The organism is Loktanella sp. DJP18, assembly GCF_049310965.1.
GTDB lineage: Bacteria > Pseudomonadota > Alphaproteobacteria > Rhodobacterales > Rhodobacteraceae > Loktanella.
Genome location: NZ_JBMERN010000008.1, coordinates 64,835 through 82,801, shown reverse-complemented (window position 1 = coordinate 82,801; position 17,967 = coordinate 64,835). Strand labels below are relative to the sequence as shown.

Annotated in this window: 17 protein-coding genes; 8 read left to right on the top strand and 9 right to left on the bottom strand. The window is 66.0% G+C overall.

Translation table 11 applies throughout. The features are described from left to right. Both ACOI1H_RS04075 and ACOI1H_RS04070 read left to right on the top strand, forming a co-directional pair. On the top strand, window positions 1-235 hold a 235-nt coding region (locus tag ACOI1H_RS04075; RefSeq protein WP_422435443.1), incomplete at its 5' end, for a hypothetical protein. A 2-nt stretch (window positions 236-237) separates the two neighbouring features. After that, a complete protein-coding gene (locus tag ACOI1H_RS04070) occupies window positions 238-669 on the top strand; it encodes a hypothetical protein (protein ID WP_422435442.1) in 432 nt (143 codons plus the stop codon). Window positions 670-682: 13 nt separating this feature from the next. Here the strand turns inward: ACOI1H_RS04070 and ACOI1H_RS04065 are convergent, their stop codons facing one another. Beyond that, window positions 683-1,225: a pseudouridine synthase gene (locus tag ACOI1H_RS04065; protein WP_422435441.1), complete on the bottom strand. Its 543-nt coding sequence runs from the start codon at window positions 1,223-1,225 to the stop codon at window positions 683-685. 222 nt (window positions 1,226-1,447) lie between these two features. Between ACOI1H_RS04065 and ACOI1H_RS04060 the strand changes: the two genes are divergently transcribed. Both ACOI1H_RS04060 and ACOI1H_RS04055 read left to right on the top strand, forming a co-directional pair. Further along, a complete protein-coding gene (locus ACOI1H_RS04060) occupies window positions 1,448-2,623 on the top strand; it encodes a type III PLP-dependent enzyme (RefSeq protein WP_422435440.1) in 1,176 nt (391 codons plus the stop codon). Between the two features lie 144 nt (window positions 2,624-2,767). Next, a complete protein-coding gene (locus ACOI1H_RS04055) occupies window positions 2,768-4,048 on the top strand; it encodes a DUF3422 family protein (RefSeq protein ID WP_422435439.1) in 1,281 nt (426 codons plus the stop codon). Here the strand turns inward: ACOI1H_RS04055 and ACOI1H_RS04050 are convergent, their stop codons facing one another. From ACOI1H_RS04050 to ACOI1H_RS04030, 5 genes are all read right to left on the bottom strand, one after another. Beyond that, window positions 4,049-4,999, bottom strand: coding sequence for an ABC transporter permease (locus ACOI1H_RS04050; protein WP_422435450.1), 951 nt, complete (start codon window positions 4,997-4,999; stop codon window positions 4,049-4,051). 31 nt (window positions 5,000-5,030) lie between these two features. Further along, window positions 5,031-6,038: an ABC transporter permease gene (locus ACOI1H_RS04045; RefSeq protein ID WP_422435438.1), complete on the bottom strand. Its 1,008-nt coding sequence runs from the start codon at window positions 6,036-6,038 to the stop codon at window positions 5,031-5,033. Window positions 6,039-6,108: 70 nt separating this feature from the next. Next, window positions 6,109-7,836: a peptide ABC transporter substrate-binding protein gene (locus ACOI1H_RS04040; protein ID WP_422435437.1), complete on the bottom strand. Its 1,728-nt coding sequence runs from the start codon at window positions 7,834-7,836 to the stop codon at window positions 6,109-6,111. A gap of 22 nt (window positions 7,837-7,858) precedes the next feature. Further along, the gene (locus tag ACOI1H_RS04035; RefSeq protein ID WP_422435436.1) at window positions 7,859-8,881 is read right to left on the bottom strand and encodes an ABC transporter ATP-binding protein; all 1,023 of its coding nucleotides are present in this window, start codon (window positions 8,879-8,881) and stop codon (window positions 7,859-7,861) included. Next, window positions 8,874-9,869, bottom strand: coding sequence for an ABC transporter ATP-binding protein (locus ACOI1H_RS04030; RefSeq protein ID WP_422435449.1), 996 nt, complete (start codon window positions 9,867-9,869; stop codon window positions 8,874-8,876). Before ACOI1H_RS04030 ends, ACOI1H_RS04035 begins: the two co-directional genes overlap by 8 nt. Window positions 9,870-10,145: 276 nt before the next feature. On the opposite strand from ACOI1H_RS04030, the gene argE reads away from it, so the two are divergent. Genes argE through ACOI1H_RS04015 form a run of 3 tightly spaced genes read left to right on the top strand, consistent with a single transcriptional unit; the run spans window position 10,146 to window position 13,875 of the window. After that, complete coding sequence (argE, locus tag ACOI1H_RS04025) at window positions 10,146-11,309, top strand: acetylornithine deacetylase (RefSeq protein ID WP_422435435.1); 1,164 nt, start codon at window positions 10,146-10,148, stop codon at window positions 11,307-11,309. Continuing rightward, window positions 11,309-12,649, top strand: a complete 1,341-nt coding sequence (locus ACOI1H_RS04020; protein ID WP_422435448.1) for an NAD(P)/FAD-dependent oxidoreductase — start codon at window positions 11,309-11,311, stop codon at window positions 12,647-12,649. Before argE ends, ACOI1H_RS04020 begins: the two co-directional genes overlap by 1 nt. A gap of 59 nt (window positions 12,650-12,708) precedes the next feature. Further along, a complete protein-coding gene (locus tag ACOI1H_RS04015; RefSeq protein ID WP_422435434.1) occupies window positions 12,709-13,875 on the top strand; it encodes a M20 aminoacylase family protein in 1,167 nt (388 codons plus the stop codon). Between the two features lie 127 nt (window positions 13,876-14,002). On the opposite strand, the gene ACOI1H_RS04010 is transcribed toward ACOI1H_RS04015, so the two are convergent. From ACOI1H_RS04010 to moaA, 3 genes are read right to left on the bottom strand one after another with little or no spacing between them, the layout of a single operon-like run. Continuing rightward, window positions 14,003-15,073, bottom strand: a complete 1,071-nt coding sequence (locus ACOI1H_RS04010) for a glycosyltransferase family 4 protein (RefSeq protein WP_422435433.1) — start codon at window positions 15,071-15,073, stop codon at window positions 14,003-14,005. After that, on the bottom strand, window positions 15,063-16,349 hold the full coding sequence (locus ACOI1H_RS04005; RefSeq protein WP_422435432.1) for a 3-deoxy-D-manno-octulosonic acid transferase: 1,287 nt from the start codon (window positions 16,347-16,349) through the stop codon (window positions 15,063-15,065). Before ACOI1H_RS04005 ends, ACOI1H_RS04010 begins: the two co-directional genes overlap by 11 nt. 1 nt (window position 16,350) lies before the next feature. After that, window positions 16,351-17,355, bottom strand: coding sequence for a GTP 3',8-cyclase MoaA (gene moaA, locus ACOI1H_RS04000; RefSeq protein WP_422435431.1), 1,005 nt, complete (start codon window positions 17,353-17,355; stop codon window positions 16,351-16,353). 97 nt (window positions 17,356-17,452) lie between these two features. On the opposite strand from moaA, the gene ACOI1H_RS03995 reads away from it, so the two are divergent. After that, entirely contained in the window at window positions 17,453-17,926 is a 474-nt protein-coding gene (locus ACOI1H_RS03995; protein ID WP_422435430.1) for a D-galactarate dehydratase, read from the top strand. Window positions 17,927-17,967: the final 41 nt, after the last annotated feature.

The window sequence follows — 17,967 nt, the reverse complement described above, 5'->3', positions numbered from 1 at the left end:
ACACAATATTAGGAAATTTGTGATGTCCCGCTTTGTCTTCCCCGCCCTCGCCTCCCTTCTGCTTCTTGCTGCCTGTGGCGGCAGCGGCAGCGACGGTCGCCTTCCGACCGATCTGCTGAATGAGCGCGTGCTATCGGCGACCGCCTTGGCGACCCGGGTCAACCGCATGGGGGGCACGGCCTTCAATGAGATGCCGACAACGGGGTGGCCACGTTCCGCGGCGTCAGCGAATTGACCGTGAACCGCACCTCCGAGATCCATCCCGACGGGTTGACCATGATTGGTGATGCCAGATTGACGGCGAACTTCGGCTCGGGCCGTGTGACCGGCACCATCGACAACTTTCAAGGAGTGGAAAACGGGCCGAACAAGCCTCTCGTTCCCTACACCGTCGGCGGCAGGGTCGCCATCGGTGGCCGGGCCTCGGAGATTGGTGGGGGTTCACCTAACCGGTTCAGCACGGATTACGCCGGAACGCTCAGCATCGCAGGAACCGGTGACGTGACGGTCGGGGGCACCTTGGACGGCCAGTTCGTCGGAACGCGTGTCGCGGCCGTCGGGACGCCGCGCGTCATCAAGGGGCTGGTGGCCGGCGATACCGATCTGGTGGCAGTGCAGGGCACCCGCCGAAACGGTGGCAGCCTCATCATCGCAGCCGAACAGAAGTAAATGCGTCTTTGCCTCAGACCTCGCGCCATTGCCCTGGCGCGAGATCGTCAAGGCTCCAGTCCCCGATCCGCCACCGCACCAGCCGCAGGGTCGGGTGGCCGACGTAGGCCGTCATGCGACGGACCTGCCGGTTGCGGCCTTCGGTGATCGTCAGTTCCAGCCAGCAGTCCGGGACGGATTTGCGAAACCTGACGGGCGGAGTGCGCGGCCAGAGGGCAGGGGCGTCGATGCGTCGCACCTGTGCGGGACGGGTCGGGCCGTCCTTCAACGTGACACCGGTCCGCAATGCGGCAAGGGCCGCGTCATCGTAACAGCCTTCGATCTGCACGAGGTAGGTCTTGGGGGCCTTGAAGCGCGGGTCGCTGATGCGGGCCTGGAGCGCACCGTCGTCGGTCAAAAGCAATAGCCCCTCGCTGTCGCGGTCCAGCCGTCCTGCCGGGTAAACCCTTGGCACGTCGATGAAATCCGACAGCGTGGCGCGGGGCGTCGGGCTGCGCGCATCGGTGAATTGCGACAGCACGTCGAAGGGTTTGTTGAACAGGATCAGGCGCGACATGGGCGTGGTCTAGACCGGCGGGGCGGGCAGCGCAAAATATTTGGCCCGCTTCGGAAAAATCCCTTGATCGGCACCGCAGTTTGCATCAAATGCCCCCCATAGACGCCAACGCACGCGCCTCTGGCCTGCACCATGCATTGTTATGCAGCGACGGTAACGTCTCCCTTGGAACTGAGCGGTCTCGGAGCGGTTGATCCTCTCCTACGGCCGGGTCTACTGGAGATGACCATGATTGCATCAACCGCGGGCGCGCAAGCGCCTGTTCGTGTCGCCACACCAAAGCTGGACGCCTATGTCGCGGGACGGGACTTTGACAAGCCGACCCTCGTGATCGACTGCGACCGGGTCGAGACGCAGTACAATGCGCTCAAGGCCGGTCTGGGTCATGCGGATATCCACTATGCCGTAAAGGCGAACCCGGCCAAGCCAGTGCTGGAACGTCTGGTGCAGCTTGGGTCGCATTTCGATGCCGCGAGCCGGGGCGAGATCGAGATGTGCATCGCCGCCGGCGCGCATCCCGACACGATTTCCTACGGCAACACGATCAAGCGGGCCTCCGACATCGCCTGGGCGCATGGCGCGGGCATCACGTTGTTCGCCGCCGATGCCGAGGAAGAGCTGGACAAGATCGCCGAACATGCGCCGGGCGCGTCCGTCTACATCCGCCTGATCGTCGAGACGTCGGAAGCCGACTGGCCGCTGACGCGCAAGTTCGGCTGCGACGCTGGGCTGGCGCTGCAACTGCTGGACTACGCGACAGAGGTCGGGCTGACTCCGGTCGGATTTTCGTTTCACGTCGGCAGCCAGACCCGCCGGGCCGAGATGTGGGCCCCCACACTGGACCAGATGGCCGAGATCTGGCAGGCCGCCAAGGATGCGGGTCATACGCTGACCCTGCTGAACATCGGCGGCGGATTTCCGGCGTTCTACGGCGAGGCGATCGACACGCCGACGGTCTACGCGTCGCGCGTCATGGCGCTGGTCGAAGAGAAGTTCGGCCACATCCCCCGCATCATGGCGGAACCGGGGCGTGGCATGGTGGCCGAGGCGGGCGTCATCGCCTGCGAGGTCATGCTGGTCAGCCGCAAGTCCGACCGCGACGTGCATCGCTGGGTCTATCTGTCGATTGGCCGTTTCTCTGGCCTGGCCGAGACCGAAGGCGAGGCGATCCGCTATCAGTTCGAGACCGACCGCGACGGCGACGCCACCGGCCCCTGCATCATGGCGGGACCGTCATGCGATTCCGCAGACGTGCTGTATGAAAAACGCCCGATGAACCTGCCGCTGACGCTGAAGTCGGGCGACCGAGTGCTGATCCGCAACACCGGAGCCTATACCTCGACCTATTCGTCGGTCTGCTTCAACGGCTTTCCGCCGCTGGATGTGGTTGTGATCTAAGGGTTTTCACCCTGTAGAGGTCGGACTGGCGGCGCACGGTATACTATCGTGCGCCGCTAAGTGTTTCTGGGCATTGCATTTTCACGTTTACCCTGCGGCAGCGCCCGCTAGGTTGGACCTCAGGACCACCCAAAGGCGATGCCCATGCCCCCGATCGAAGACCATCCCCTGCGCTATGCCTTGGCCAACGAATTGCACGCGCGCCCTTTTCCGGCGGTGCGGGCCCCGGCGCGGGCCGCCTATCTGGCGATAAAGCCCGCCCACAATGCCGCCGGCCGCGACCGCGATGCGGACCGCGCGCATCTGATCGCCTTGCTGGACCGTTTCGGTGCCGCGCATCCTCAGCCGGGGGCTACGCATTACTCGGGCCAGATCGGCAAGCATCTGCTGAAGTGGGAAAGCCATACGGAATTCGTGACCTTCACGATCTTCGGGCAGGGGGTCGCGGACCGTCCCTATGACGCCGCGACCTTTGCGGTATTCCCCGACGACTGGCTGCGTGCGGCGCCGGGGGTCCGCATCACTTCGGCCCTGATCCGGGTGGAACTGGCGGATGGCGACGCGGGAATAACGCACAAGGTGGACGACTGGTTCGTGCCGGAAAGCCTTGCGATTTCCCGCGTGCTTGACGGCGAGCTTGTCGTCGCCTCGGACTTTCGGATCGACACGGGCGGGCACATGCGCTTTGCCGTTTTCGCGCGCAGCAAGGCGGGAGAGCGGCGCACCGGCCGCGTCGTGCAGCGCCTGTGCGAGATCGAGACCTACAAGGCGATGTCGATGCTGGGCCTGAGCCGCGCCCGCGATCTTGGCCCGCAGATGGCGACGATCGACGACCGGCTGACCGCCCTGCTGTCAGAGATGTGCGGCCCGGTGGGCGCGCCTGCGGTGCTGTTGCAGAACCTGCTGACGGTGTCGGCAGAGCTTGAGAACATCGTGGCGCAGTCGGCTTTCCGGTTCGGCGCGACGGGTGCCTACGAGACCATCGTGAACCAGCGCATCGACGTGCTGCGCGAGGAACGGTTCGAGGGGCGCCAGACCTTTGGCGAGTTCATGATGCGCCGCTTCGATCCGGCGATGCGGACGGTGAAATCGACCGAAGGACGCCTGAAGGCGATGAGCGACCGCGCTCTGCGCGCAGGCGATCTGCTGCGGACGCGGGTGGACGTCGAACGCTCTGCCCAGAACCGGGACCTGCTGGAAAGCATGGATCGGCGCGCGGACCTGCAACTGCGGTTGCAACGCACGGTCGAGGGGCTGTCGACGGTCGCGATCAGCTATTACGCGGTCAGCCTTGCGATGTATGTGCTGGGGCCGCTGGAAGAGCCTCTGGGCGTCAGCAAGGCGACCTTGGCGGCGCTGGTCACACCGGTGGTGCTGGTGGCGGTGTGGGCGATGGTGCAGCGTCTGAAGCGGCACCTTGAGTAGTCACAGCCCCCGGATGCGAGGGTCGAGGGCGTCGCGCAGCCCGTCGCCGATGTAATTCACCGCCAGCACGGTCAGCGAGATCGCGAGGCCGGGCAGGATCACGCGCTCCGGGAAGGCGGTCATGCGGGGAACGCTGTCGGCCAGGATTTTGCCCCAGGTCGGGAAATCCGGCGGAAAGCCGAGGCCAAGGAACGACAGTGCGGATTCGGTGATGATCGCGGTGGCAAGGCCGAGGGTGGCCGAGACCATGATCGGTGACAACACGTTGGGCAGCAGGTGGCGCGTGATGATCCGGCGGCTGGGCGTGCCGATGCTGCGCGCGGCGAGGACGTATTCGCGCTCCTTCAGCGCCAGAACGTCGCCGCGCACGATGCGGGCGGTGTGCATCCAGCTTGTGATGCCGATGCCGGCCACGATCAGGATGAAGATGCCCTGTTCCGGCCCGAAGGCCGACCGCAGCGGGTCGCGGAACAGCAGCATCATCACCAGCAGCAAGGGCAGCAGGGGCAGGGCAAGGAACAGGTCCGTCAGCCGCATCAGCAGCCCGTCGAGGCGGTTGAAATAGCCCGCGATCACCCCGACGCAGGTACCGATCAGGATGGCCAGGATCATTGCGGCTGCCCCGACCGCGAGGCTGATCCGGCCGCCCTGCATGAGCTGCGCCATCAGGTCGTGGCCCAGATTGTCGGTGCCCATCGGGTGCGCCCATGACACCTTTTCGGCCCCCCAGAGGGCAGAGACGATGGGGCGGATGTCTTTGTTGCGGATGTCCAGCGCGGTGGGATCAACGCCCCAGAGCCAAGGCCCGAGCAGCACGAAGAGGACGATGACGATCAGGAACACCAGCGATGCCATGGCCCCCTTGTGGGTGCGGAACTGGTCCCAGACGTCTAGCCACTGGTTGCGGGCCTTGACGGCCTTGACCGGGGCCGTGGGATCGCCGGCGACCATCAAGGTGTCGGCGTCTGCGGCGGGGTGGCGGTCAGTCATAGCGAATCCTCGGGTCGAACACGCCATAAAGGACGTCGGCAATCAGGTTGAACATCACGATCAGGATCGCGAAGAGGAAGGTCAGCGTCATGACCATCGGGATGTCGTTGCCTTGCAGGGCGATGATCAGAAGCTGGCCCAGACCGTTCACCTTGAAGATCTGCTCCGTGATGATCGCACCGCCGAAGATCGAAGGGATGCCAAGCGCGATCACGGTGATGACCGGGATCATCGAATTGCGCAGGACGTGGCGCAGGACCACGACGCTTTCGGTCATGCCCTTGGCGCGGGCGGTGCGGACGTAGTCCTGACCGAGGTTGTCGAGCATCGAAGCGCGCATGTAGCGGCTGACCTGTGCCGTAGTCTGCAACGCCAGCACCATCACCGGCATGATCATCTGCTTGATCTGTACCTTCAGGCTGGCCCAGTCGTTGACGACATGGGTGGTGTCGTAGATCGACGGCAGCCAGCCGAGCGAGACCGAGAAGATCACGATCAGCAGCACACCGGAAAAGAACGGCGGCACGGAAAAGCCGATCATCGACACGAAGGTGCCGGCCTGATCGAAGATCGAATACTGCCGGTAGGCCGAGATGATGCCGATGGGCAGGGCGATCAGGACGCCGACCACGTAGGACATGCCGACGACCCAAAGCGTCTGTGGCAGGCGCTGCGCGATGGTGTCGAAGACCGGAGAGCGGGACTGGAAGCTGATGATGCGCTGCGCGCCATCCGCGAGGTTGGTGCCGAAGGTGCCGTCGATCCAGTACATCGGTTCCACGATGAAGAACTGCTTGAGCCAGAGCGGGAAGCGGATCCACCAGGGCTCGCCCAGGCCAAGGGCCAGGCGCATCTTTTCCTTGACCTCTGGCGGGATGGTCAGGGGCATGTTCGCCATCGGATCGCCGGGGGCGAGTTCGAGCAGCATGAAGATCACGAAAGCGATGAACAAAAGCGTCGGGATCGAGATCAGCAGCCTGCGGAAGGTGTAGGTCAGCATGCGGGGGCGCCTTGGGTCAGGGCTTGCGGGGATGCGCCGGGCGAGACTCCGCCCGGCGCTGCCAAGGCGCTTATTCCTTGATGCGATACCAGTCGGCGGCATTCCAGAGCTCGGAATCCCAGGTGTTCAGGATCACGCCGCCCAGGGTGTTGGAATGGGCGGAGACACGACCCCGGTCCACCAGCGGCACGATCGTCATGCTGTCCTTGGTGATCATGTCGTTCAGCAGCTTGGCGATGCGGCCACGCTCTTCAAGCTCTGCGGTCGCGTTCAGCTCTTTCACCAGCGCGTCATAGGCGGGGTCGCAGTAGCGGTTGATGTTTTCGCCCTGCCAGCCGGTGTCGGGGCGCGGCGCCTTTTCGCAGGTGTACGACGCGAGGTAGGATGCAGGGTCCGTGCCGTCGAAGTTGTTGGCATACATTTCCACGTCCGCATAGAACTTCTGGAAGGTGTCGGGCGAGCCCGGATCACCGCCGAAGAACACGGACCCGTCGATGTTGCGCAACTCTACGCTGGTGCCGATCTGTTCCCACCAATCCTTGATCAGAGCCTGGAAGTCTTGGCGCACGGCGTTGGTGGAGGACTGGAACAGGATGTTCATTTCCACCCCATCCTTGTCGCGGATGCCGTTGCCATTGGTGTCGGTCCAGCCCGCTTCGTCCAGCAGGGCCATCGCACCTTCCATGTCCTGCGTCAGACACCCGGTGTTGTCGGATGCGAACATCTCGGGGGCGGGGACCAGGTTGCAGGTCGCGCGACCGGCCTGACCGTAGCCGACCTCGACCAGCAAATTGCGGTCGATAGCCATCGACAGCGCGCGGCGGACCCGTTCATCCGACAGGAAGGGGTGCGGATGCGCGACGGTGGACCGCTCGCCCTCGGGCAGGTCGGGGGAGGGATCGGTCAGGTTCATCTCGATCCGTTCGACCAGCGTGCCGAAGGCGCTGATCGGCGTGCCGACGCCGCCTTCGGCCATCGCTGTGATGACATCGGGGGCAAGTTGCAGGTTCCAGGCATAGTCGAATTCGCCGGTTTGCAGCACGGCGCGGCCCGCGGCCTCTGCGTCGCCGCCGCCCTTGAAGGTGACGGTGGCAAAGGCGGGCTTGGACGGGTCACGGTAGTTGGGGTTGGCTTCCAGCTGGATCACGTCGTTGGTGCGGAAGTCCGTCACCACGAAGGGGCCGGTGCCGATCGGCATGAAGTTGGCGTCGGTGCATTCCGGCGCGCGGGTGCCGGTGCAGTCCGCGAATTGCGCGGCCTGGATGATCGGCGACTGGTTGCCCATGAAGGGGCCATAGGGGTTCGGGGTCGGGCCGGTGAAGTTCACCTTGACCGTCAGGTCGTCGATGATCTCGACGCTCTCGACGCCTTCGAACTTGGCAAGCTGGGCGCAGCCGCCTTCGGGGTCCATGCAATAGTCGGCGGTGAACTTCACGTCGGCCGAAGTGACGGGCGTGCCGTCGGACCACAGCAGACCCTCGGTCAGTTTCCAGGTGATCGAGGTCAGATCCTCGGCCACGCCGCCGTTTGCGACGGTCGGGATCTCATCGACCAGCCATGGCACGGGCGCACCGGTTTCGTCATAGCGGCCAAGGGGTTCGGTCACGAGACTTGCCGCCTCGATATCCTTGGTGCCACCGGACAGGTAGGCGTTCAGGATCGACGGCGCCTGCCAGTAGATGATGCCGACGGCCCCGTCGCGGCCGCGTTCGCCGCCCGGATTTTCGGACTGGGCCTGCGCCATCTGGCCAAAGGCCATCGTGGCGGCAGCGCCAAGCAGAAGTGTCTTCATTCTCATCAGTATATCTCCCTTGCTGATGTTACGATCGACCCGCGGTTTGCCCCGCGGTGCCGGTGGATTCGTACAGGTGGCAGGCGACGAAGCGGCCCGGTTGCACCTCCTGAAAGGTTGGTTCCACCTTGCGGCACACCGGCATGACGGCCGGACAGCGCGTGCAGAAGTTGCAGCCCTGTGGCGGATTGGCGGGGGATGGCACGTCGCCTTGCAGGATGATCCGGTCGCGGGTCTGGGCCAGCGACGGGTCCGGTTCGGGGACGGCGGACAGCAGCGCCTTGGTATAGGGGTGCAGCGGGTCGTCGTAGAGCGCGGCACGCGGTGCCAGTTCGACCACCTTGCCCAGATACATCACCGCGATGCGGGTGGCGATGTGGCGGACCATCGACAGGTCGTGGCTGATGAAGAGATACGTCAGGCCGAACTGTTCCTGAAGGTCTTCCAGCAGGTTCACGACCTGCGCCTGGATCGAGACGTCCAGCGCCGCGATGGGTTCGTCGCAGACGATGAACTTGGGATTCAGCGCCAAGGCCCGCGCGATGCCGATGCGCTGGCGCTGGCCGCCGGAAAAGGCGTGCGGATAGCGCTTGGCAAAGCGACGGTTCAGGCCGACGGCATCCATCAATTCACCGACCTTGGCCTCTTTCTCGGCGGTGGTGAGTTTCGTATGTTCATCCAGCGGTTCGCGAATGATCGCCTCGACGGTCATGCGGGGGTTCAGCGATGCCTGCGGGTCCTGGAACACCATCTGCATCATTGGGCGCCTGGGGCGCAGGTCGGACTGCGACATCTGGCCGATGGCGGTGCCGTCGATGATGACCTCGCCGCCGGTGATGTCGTAAAGGCGCAGGATCGCGCGGCCGCAGGTGGACTTGCCGCAACCGGATTCACCCACAAGGCCAAGGGTTTCGCCCTGCATGATGTCGAAGGTGACGCCGTCCACCGCCTTGACCGCGCCGGTCTGGCGGCGCATCAGGCCGGAATAGATGGGAAAGTGCATCTTCAGGTCGCGAACCTGCACGAGCGGCGTGCTGCCTTGATCAAGCATCGGTTGCACCCTTTGCCACGAAGCAGGCGGCGTCATGGCCGCCGCCAAGGTCGAAGCGGGGCGGATTTTCGCGGCTGCACCGCAGGATTGCTACATCGCACCGGTCGCGGAAGGGGCAGGCGGTCGGGGCGTCGCCCAGGATCGGCGGCTGGCCCTGGATGATCGTCAGGCGACGGGCACGTTCGCCGGTGATCTTGGGGATCGTCGTCAGGAGGGCGCGCGTATAGGGGTGCTGCGGATTGCGGAACAACTCCTTCACGGGCGCATGTTCGACGATCTGGCCGCCATACATCACGATCACGCGGTCGGCGATCCCGGCAATGACGCCAAGGTCGTGGGTGATCCAGATGACGGCCATGCCCAGCTTGTCGCGCAGGTCCTTCATCAGTTCGATGATCTGCGCCTGAATGGTGACGTCGAGGGCCGTCGTCGGCTCGTCCGCGATCAGAACCTTGGGATCGCAGGCGAGGGCGATCGCGATCATCACCCGCTGGCGCATCCCGCCGGAAAACTGGTGCGGATAGTCGTCGAGGCGCTGCGCCGCACCGGGAATGCCGACAAGCTCCAGCAGTTCCTGCGCCCGCGCGCGGGCGGCGCGCTTGTTCAGGCCCATGTGGGCACGCAGGGGTTCCATGATCTGATAGCCGACGGTGAACACCGGGTTCAGAGAGGTCATCGGGTCCTGAAACACGAAACCGATGCGCCCGCCGCGCACGGCGCGCAGGTCTTCTGCGCCGATGTGCAGCAGATCCTGACCTTCGAACATCACGCTGCCCCCGCGCACGTCGGCGGGGGGCGAGGGTAGCAACCCGAGGAGAGACATCATCGTGACCGACTTGCCCGATCCGCTTTCGCCCACGACGCCCAGCAGTTCGCCGGCGGCCAGATCGAAGCTGACATTGTTGACCGCGTGGACTTCGCCGCCCCGAACCTTGAACACGGTCTTGAGACCGGCCACGTCAAGCACAGGCTGCGTCCCACCGGGCAGTCGAGCCCCATCGGGCATAAGCGAACCTCCCCGGTTCATTTTTGAGCATGCGCCTGTCTTTGATGCAGGTCGTCTGAGGGAAGACGGTAACATTCTTTTTGCACCTCGCAAGCGGAAAGGCATTTGACCCATTGGTCAGGAATCCGGTGGTCGAAATTGCAGCATATTCTATCGCGTTGCGCGGACCTTGGGCGGAAATGGGTGCGCTGCGCCTTGACCTTTGCGCCGCCCCGCGCAGGGTGGGCCGGGCAAATCCCTTGCCCTCAGGAAGATCAGATGGCCCTCGACATGACTCCCCGCGCCCTGCTGGACAAGCTGGTGGGGTTCCCGACCGTCAGCCGCGACAGCAACCTGCCCTTGATCGACTGGGTGCAGGATTACCTGACCGGAATCGGGGCCGATGTCGTCCGCGTGCCAAGCCCGGAAGGCGACAAGGCGGCGCTTTATGCGCATGTCGGGCCAAGGATCGCGGGTGGCGTGGTCCTGTCGGGGCACACGGATGTGGTGCCGGTGGACGGGCAGGACTGGACGCTGGAGCCCTTTGCCGTGACGGAACGGGACGGCAAGCTGTTCGGGCGCGGCACCTGCGACATGAAGGGATTCGATGCGCTGGCCCTGTGGGCGATGGCGCTGGCGGCGCGGCAGGGTGTCAGTCGCCCGCTGCAGATCGCGCTAAGCTATGACGAGGAGGTCGGCTGCACCGGCGCGCCGGTCATGATCGACCACATGGTCAGCCACGGCATGCCCCGCGCCGATACGGTGCTGGTGGGCGAGCCGTCGATGATGCAGGTGGTCACGGGCCACAAGGGCGGTATCGGCTACAAGGTGCATGTGCGCGGGCACGAGGTCCATTCCTCGCGAATCACCGAAGGCGTCAGTGCCGTGATGCAGGCCGCGCGCCTGATTGACTGGGCGAATGGTATAAATGCAGAGCGCATGGCCGCCACGCCGTCGCCGCTGGCGGCCGTGTTCGATCCGCCGTTCACCTCTGCGCACGTCGGCACGGTGCAGGGTGGCACGGCGCACAACATCACCGCAAAGGACTGCCGGTTCGATCTGTCCTTTCGCGTGGTGCCGGGCGAGGACGTGCAAAGCTGGGGCGACCTGTTCCTGGCCCGCGTGCGCGAGGTAGAGGCCGAGATGCAGGCGATCCACCCCGCCACCTTCATCGACGCGCAGGCCTATTTCGGCCTGCCGGGATTGCAGCCCGAAGAGCAGGGCAAAGCAGAAGAGCTGGCCCGGATGCTGACCGGCGACAACGGCAGCCACGTCGTCCGCTACGGCACCGAGGCGGGGCAGTTTCAGGAACGGGGCTATTCGGCCTGCGTCGTGGGGCCCGGCGACATCGCGCAAGCGCATCAGCCGGACGAGTTCATCACGACGGCGCAGTTTCAGGCCGGTCAGGACTTCATGCGGCGTCTGGTGGAGCATCTGGCGTGATGCATTTTCCGATCCACATGGGGCTGCCCGTGACCTTTGACGACCCATTGCCGGGTGCGGCGGATGTCGTGGTGATCGGCGGCGGCATCATCGGCGTGATGACCGCGTGGGAACTGGCCCGCACAGGCGTCAGCGTCGTCTTGCTGGAAAAGGGCCGCGTCGCGGGCGAACAGTCCAGTCGCAACTGGGGCTGGATCCGGGTGCAGGGCCGCGATCTGGCCGAGGTGCCGATCATGCTGGAGGCGCAGAAGATGTGGCCCACTCTTGCAACCGAGGCTGGCGATATCGGGCTGCGACAGACCGGCACACTTTATCTGGCGGACACGCCCGAAAAGCTGGCGCGCTACGAAGGCTGGTTGCGGTCGGCGGCGCTGTACAACACCGGCACCGCGTTGCTGAACGCGCGGCAGGTGCAGGACGCCGTGCCGGGGACGTCGCGCGACTACCTCGGCGCGTTGTGGACGCAGGGCGACATGAAGGCGGAACCGTGGCTGGCGGTGCCGAAGTTCGCGGCGGCGGCGCACCGGGCCGGGGTGCGGATCGTGGAACAGTGCGCGGTGCGCGCGCTGGATCTGATCGGCGGGCGCGTGGCGGGCGTGCTGACGGAAAAGGGATTGATCCGGACGAAATCCGTCGTTCTGGCGGGCGGCGCCTGGTCGTCGCTGTTCCTGCGGCGGCATGGCGTCAGCATCCCGCAACTGTCGGTCCGGGCGACCGTGGCGGCGACCGGGCCGCTGGGCGACGTGAATGCGGGCGGTGCCGTTGACAAGCGGCTGGCCTGGCGCAAGCGCGCGGACGGCGGCTATACGCTGGCCCCGTCGGGGTTTCACGAGCTGTTCGTCGGGCCGGATGCCTTCCGCGCCTTCGGCAGCTTCACGAAGCTGCTGATGGAGGACCCGCTGGGCACGCGGCTGCTGCCTGCGGCACCGCAGGGCTATCCTGACGGCTGGGGCACGGCGCGACAGTGGGGCGACGACGCGGTCAGTCCGTTCGAGCGCTGCCGCATCCTGGACCCCGCCCCGAACGCAAGGCGGGTGCAGCGGCTGGCGCGCGAATTTGCGGAGACCTTTCCGGGGCTGGGCAAGGTCGAGATCGCGACAAGCTGGGCCGGGATGATCGATACGCTGCCCGATATCGTGCCGGTGGTCGATCACGTCGACTCCCTGCCGGGACTGGTGGTCTGCACGGGGATGTGCGGTCACGGGTTCGGTATCGGTCCGGCCTTTGGCCGCATCGCCGCGCGGCTGGCGCTGGGGCAGGGACCGGGCTTCGATCTGTCGCGGTTTCGCCTGTCGCGGTTCTCGGACGGATCGAAGATGGTGGCGGGACCGAATCTGTAATCGGTCGCCTTGCGCCTTGACCGGGCCGGTGACAGGATCGCTGTCAAAGGAGTGTCCCCATGCCCGTCAAGAACCGTTTTGCCGAATTGCTGCCCGAGATCACGGCGATCCGCCGCGATCTGCACGAGAATCCCGAGATCCTGTTCGAGACCCACCGCACGGCGCAGGTCGTGGCTGACCGGCTGCGCGCCGTCGGCTGCGACGAGGTCGTGACCGGCATCGGGCGCACCGGCGTCGTCGGTGTCATCAAGGGCAAGACCGACAGCAAGGGCCGCACCATCGGGCTGCGCGCCGACATGGACGCATTGCCGATCCACGAGGCGACGGGCCTCGACTATGCCAGCAAGACGCCCGGCGCGATGCATGCCTGTGGCCATGACGGCCACACGGCGATGCTGCTGGGGGCGGCGCAATATCTGGCCGAGACGCGCAATTTCGACGGCACCGTCGTCGTGATCTTTCAACCCGCCGAAGAAGGCGGTGCCGGCGGGCGCGAAATGTGCGAGGATGGCATGATGGACCGCTGGAAGATCGACGAGGTCTACGGCATGCACAACTGGCCCGGCATGCCGCTGGGCAAGTTCGGCATCCGGTCGGGGGCGTTCTTCGCCGCGACCGACCAGTTCGAGATCACCATTGAGGGCAAGGGCGGCCATGCCGCCAAGCCGCAGGAGACGGTGGATTCGACGCTGGTCGCGGCGCACGTCGTCGTGGCCCTGCAATCCATCGCGTCACGCAATGCCGATCCGACCGATCAGATCGTGGTCAGCGTCACCAGCATCGAAAGCTCCAGCAAGGCATTCAACGTGATCGCCCAGCGAGTGCATCTGCGCGGCACCGTGCGCACCATGTCCAAGGAGATGCGCGAGATGGCCGAGGCGCGGCTGACGGCGCTGGCGGAAGGCACGGCGAGCGCCTACGGGGCGCGTGCCGCGGTGAACTACATGAAGGGCTACCCCGTCATGGTGAACAGCGCGGAACAGACCGCCTTTGCCGCGGACGTCGCGCGCAGCGTGTCCGGCGATTGCGCCGAGGCCCCGCTGGTCATGGGCGGCGAGGATTTCGCCTTCATGCTGGAGGAACGGCCGGGGGCCTACATTCTGGTCGGTAACGGGATCGGCGGCGCGTCGGTGCATCACCCGGAATACAACTTCAACGACGACGCGATTCCCGCAGGATGCAGCTGGTGGGCTGAGATTGTCGAGAAGCGCATGCCGGCCGCCTGACGGGTTTGAAAGCAAGGCGGGCAAGCCTTCGGCGGGGATATTGGGAACCAGAAGAAGGGCGGACCTGTCGTGACGGGTGCGCCCTTTTATGTCGTGGTATGTGGTCCGAGAGGCAGAACCCCAAGCCTCAGTCCGACGCGGGGCGGCCCAGCAGATCGCGGTAGATGGCGATCAGCGCCTGCGCCTCGTCCGCGATGCGAAAGCCCGACAGGATGCGCGGTCGGCAGGCGGCGGACCAGCGGGACAGGCGGTCAGGGTCCGACAGGACAGCGTCCAGCGCGCCACTCAGCGCTGCGGCGTTGTCGGTAGGGATGAGGGTGCCGGTTTCGCCCTCGGCCACGATGTCGGCGAAGGCACCGGTGCGGGTGGCGATGCTGGGGACGCCGCAGGCGGCAGCCTCTAGCGGTGTCAGACCGAAACCTTCGTGCCGCTGGGGTGCCACGTAAAGGTCGAGGGCGGCATACCAGGCTGCGGTGGCCTGGGCCGGCACCTCTGGCAAAAAGCGGATGCGGTCGGTCATGCCGTGGGCGGCGACCCGGTCGCGCAGCGCCTGCAGAAAGGGTTGGTCCTTGCCGACTGCCCGGCCCATCACAAGGCCCATGGCGTGCGGGTGGCGGGGCAGGGTTTCAAGCAGTGCTTCAACGAAGATGTCGGTGCCCTTGGACGGGCGGATGCGACCGTAGCAGCCGATCAGCAAGGCGTCTTCGGGCAGGTTCAGGCTGCGGCACAGGGCGCGCTTGTCGGGTGCCGGCGCAAAGGTGTCGGTGTCGATGCCGTGGTGAATGACGGTGTTGGGCCCGCGCAGATAGCCGGCGCTGAGCGCCGATGTCGCGACCACGGCATCCATCCGCGCAATCAGCCATGCCGTCAGGGCGGTGTGCCGCCGCTGGGAGGCGGAGGTGAACATCAGCGCAAGGTCCTTGCGGAGCAGATGTTTCAGGGCAAGGCCGGCGATCATTTCGATATTGCGGCGGGCGTGCCAGACACGAGGTCCACCATCAGAGGCATGGCGGGACATGAACGGCAGGCGGTGCAGGGCGATCTGAGGCACGTCGTCGGGCAAGACAGGACCGGTTGCGGCGATGGCGATGTCGCGGGCCTGCAACGGCACGAGGCGGATCACGGTCGAGGTGACGCCGGACAGGCGGCGCTTGAGGTTCGGTGCGATGACGCTGATCGTGGCCGGGTCACGAAGCATGGGGGGTGCCGTGGGGCATCAGGGCCAGCAGGTCCGCCACAGTGCGGGCAACGTCGCCGGTCTGGCTGGCGGTCAGGGTCCGCGCGGCGTCGCCCATTGCGCGGGCACGGGCGGGGTCGGCCAGCAGGTCGCGTAGGGCGGCCGTCAGCGTATCCGGGGTCAGGCCGGTGATCGCGGCATCCGCGTCGCGCAGCGCCTGCCAGTCCTGCGCTGCATTCGTCAGATAGTGTCCCGTCAGCAGGGCGCAGCCGAGGGCGGCCCCTTCCCACGGGTTGTGGCCGCCGTTGGGCGACAGCGACCCGCCGACAAAGGTGATGGGAGCGGCGCGATACCAAAGCCCCATCTCGCCCAGCGTGTCGGCAAGGTAGACCTGCGACGTGGGGCTTTCGCCCACGCTGCGGCGGGTCAGGGTCAGGCCGGCCTGTGCGATCTGCGCCGCGATGCGGTCGGCGCGGTCCGGGTGGCGTGGCGCGAGAATCAGGCAGAGGTCGGAATGTTCGCGCAATAGCGCCGCATGCGCGGCAAGGACATGCGCCTCTTCGCCCGTGTGGGTCGAGGCGGCGAGCCAGCGGGGGCGGTCGGCCAAGAGGGTGCGTATCGCCGTGAAGGCTTCTGGGTCGGCGTCCAGCGGCGGTGCGGCGGCCTTGAGGTTGCCACCGACGCGGATGCGGTCGGGAGCGACGCCAAGGTCGCGCAGACCCTGGGCCACCGCCTCGGTCTGGGCGGTGATCAGGCAAAGGCGCGACAGAAGCCATGACGCGGAGGACCCGAGTTTCCGCCAGCGCGCGAGAGCCCGTGGCGACAGACGGGCGTTCAGCAGGACGACAGGACAAGGTGCCGTCGCGATCATCTGCGGCCAGATTTCGGATTCCATCAGCACCAGCAAGTCGGGTTTCCAGTGCGCGTTGAACCGGCGCAGGGCGCGTGCGCCGTCGAGCGGGGCGAACTGGTGGATGCAGCCTTGTGGCAGGCGTTGCGTCAGAATCTGGGCGCTGGTGGCGGTGCCCGAAGTCACGAGGATCGTGGGCGGGTCGCGGCGGTCGCGCAGCGCGGCGATGACGGGCAGGGCCGAGAGCGTTTCCCCGACCGACGCCCCGTGGACCCAGACCAGCGGACCCGCGGGCCGGGCGACGGTCGCGTGGCCCAGGCGTTCGCGAGTGCGGCCGGGCTGGATGCCGTGGGCGATCAGCCGGTCGCGGATGCGGCGGAACAGCAGCGGGGCGGCGATGTTGGCAAGGCCGCCGTAGGCGCGCAGCAGCAACGGGGCGCGTGACACCTCAGCCGCCGGTATGGCTCATGTGGCGGCTGACCTGACCATCGACCGCTTGCCGGGAATAGTCGAAATCGTGGCCCTTGGGTTTCAGCGCGATGGCGGCGCGGATCGCATCGTCCAGCACCGTGTCGGATTCGGACGACCGCAAGGGCGCGCGCAGGTCGGCGTGACCTTCCTGCCCGAGGCAGGTGTAAATCTCTCCGGTGCAGGTGATGCGGACACGGTTGCAGGATTCGCAGAAGTTGTGGGACAGCGGCGTGATGAAGCCGACCTTCTGGCCGGTCTCGTTCAGGCGGACGTAGCGGGCGGGGCCGCCGGTGTTGTCGGGCAGGTCGGTCAGGGTGTAACGGGTGGCAAGCTGTGCGCGCAGGTCCTTCAGCGACCAGTATTGGCCGATGCGGTCCTCGTTGCCGATGTCGCCCATCGGCATGACCTCGATGAAGGTCATGTCGATGTCGCGGGATGCGGCCCATTGGGTCATTCTGAACAACTCGTCCTCGTTGAAGTCCTTCAGCGCCACGGCGTTGATTTTGACCCGCAGGCCCGCCTTCTGTGCCGCATCGATGCCGCGCAGAACCTGGGGCAGGCGACCCCAACGGGTGACGCGGGCGAACTTGTCGTCGTCCAGCGTATCGAGAGAGACATTCACGCGGCGCACGCCAGCGTCGTAAAGGTCGCCTGCAAAGCGTTCGAGCTGGCTGCCGTTGGTGGTCAGCGTCAGTTCCTTCAGGGCACCGGATTCAAGGTGGCGCGACATGGCGCGAAAGAAGGTCATGATCTCGCGCCGCACGAGGGGTTCGCCACCGGTGATGCGCAGCTTCTCGACCCCGAGGCGCACGAAGGCAGAACACATCCGGTCCAGTTCCTCCAGCGTCAGCAAGTCCTTCTTGGGCAGAAAGGTCATGTTTTCCGACATGCAGTAGACACAGCGGAAGTCGCAGCGGTCCGTGACGGAAACACGCAGGTAACGGATGGCGCGGGCGAAGGGGTCGATGAGCGGTGCGGTCATGGCATGAACCTAGGCCCCGGCGAAGGGGTGCGCAAGGCATGGGCGGGGACTTGTCAGGATCGCGCGCCGGTCATAGCGTCGGGGCATGAGAATCCTAATGATGTTCCCCGTCTTCGCCCTGACTGCCTGCGAAAGCATGATGCAGCCGGTCTCCGCAACTGCGCCGGGGGCCGTCGTGACGCCGGCCGCCGCAGGCGCACCCGCCGCGACATTGAACCCGTCCCCGCCGCCGCGGCCCCCCGCTGCCGCCCGGACGGTCGCGCAGTTCGATACCACGAGCGATGCGGACAAGGCGCAGGCGCTTGCCGTGCAGGTGGACACGCCGGTCCGTGACCTTGGCACGACACTGGCGACACTGGGGCCGCCGGCAGAGCCGGGCATCTGGCTGAAGACGCCGCTGGTCAGCAGCCTGACGATGGGGCGCGTCGGCTACAAGGGCAAGGATGCCAACGTGGAACTGCGCCCCTCCGGCGGGGCTGAGGGATCGGGGAGCCAGATCTCGCTGGCGGCGATGCAGACGCTGGGGATTCCCCTGACCGAGATCGCCGAGGTGAGCGTTTCGGTGGAGTAAGAGGGGGGTGGCGGGCCCCGCCCGCCCACCCCTTTTCGGGG

Coding starts and splice junctions, on each gene's coding strand:
- ACOI1H_RS04020 (WP_422435448.1), top strand. CDS start 11,309: ATGCATTTTCCGATCCACATGGGGCTGCCCGTGACCTTTGACGACCCA.
- ACOI1H_RS04050 (WP_422435450.1), bottom strand. CDS start 4,999: ATGGTCGCCGGCGATCCCACGGCCCCGGTCAAGGCCGTCAAGGCCCGC.
- ACOI1H_RS04045 (WP_422435438.1), bottom strand. CDS start 6,038: ATGCTGACCTACACCTTCCGCAGGCTGCTGATCTCGATCCCGACGCTT.
- ACOI1H_RS04015 (WP_422435434.1), top strand. CDS start 12,709: ATGCCCGTCAAGAACCGTTTTGCCGAATTGCTGCCCGAGATCACGGCG.
- ACOI1H_RS04040 (WP_422435437.1), bottom strand. CDS start 7,836: ATGAGAATGAAGACACTTCTGCTTGGCGCTGCCGCCACGATGGCCTTT.
- moaA (WP_422435431.1), bottom strand. CDS start 17,355: ATGACCGCACCGCTCATCGACCCCTTCGCCCGCGCCATCCGTTACCTG.
- ACOI1H_RS04055 (WP_422435439.1), top strand. CDS start 2,768: ATGCCCCCGATCGAAGACCATCCCCTGCGCTATGCCTTGGCCAACGAA.
- ACOI1H_RS04065 (WP_422435441.1), bottom strand. CDS start 1,225: ATGTCGCGCCTGATCCTGTTCAACAAACCCTTCGACGTGCTGTCGCAA.
- ACOI1H_RS03995 (WP_422435430.1), top strand. CDS start 17,453: ATGATGTTCCCCGTCTTCGCCCTGACTGCCTGCGAAAGCATGATGCAG.
- argE (WP_422435435.1), top strand. CDS start 10,146: ATGGCCCTCGACATGACTCCCCGCGCCCTGCTGGACAAGCTGGTGGGG.
- ACOI1H_RS04060 (WP_422435440.1), top strand. CDS start 1,448: ATGACCATGATTGCATCAACCGCGGGCGCGCAAGCGCCTGTTCGTGTC.
- ACOI1H_RS04010 (WP_422435433.1), bottom strand. CDS start 15,073: ATGCTTCGTGACCCGGCCACGATCAGCGTCATCGCACCGAACCTCAAG.
- ACOI1H_RS04035 (WP_422435436.1), bottom strand. CDS start 8,881: ATGCTTGATCAAGGCAGCACGCCGCTCGTGCAGGTTCGCGACCTGAAG.